Here is a 275-nt window from a genome sequence, read left to right on the forward strand (position 1 = left end):
GCGGCGTTCCGCAACCTCACGGCGCAGGTGCGTGACATCGCGCAGGTGACGAAGGCGGTGGCCAACGGGGACCTCTCGCAGAAGGTGACGGTCGACGTCTCGGGCGAGATGCAGGACCTCAAGCACACCGTCAACACGATGGTCGACCAGCTCTCCGCCTTCGGCGCGGAGGTGACGCGCGTCGCCAGCGAGGTGGGCATCGAGGGCGCGCTGGGCGGTCAGGCGCACGTCCCGGGTGCGGCCGGTACGTGGAAGGACCTCACGGACTCGGTCAA

The 275-nt window shown here is 69.5% G+C and carries 1 protein-coding gene; it reads left to right on the forward strand.

Going from position 1 to position 275, the window contains the following annotated elements; genetic code table 11:
* Positions 1-275, forward strand: a 275-nt coding sequence (locus tag UWG_RS31070) for a HAMP domain-containing protein (RefSeq protein WP_033196376.1), incomplete at both ends; no start/stop codon positions are given.

This window comes from Streptomyces xiaopingdaonensis, from assembly GCF_000262345.1.
Taxonomy (GTDB): domain Bacteria; phylum Actinomycetota; class Actinomycetes; order Streptomycetales; family Streptomycetaceae; genus Streptomyces; species Streptomyces xiaopingdaonensis.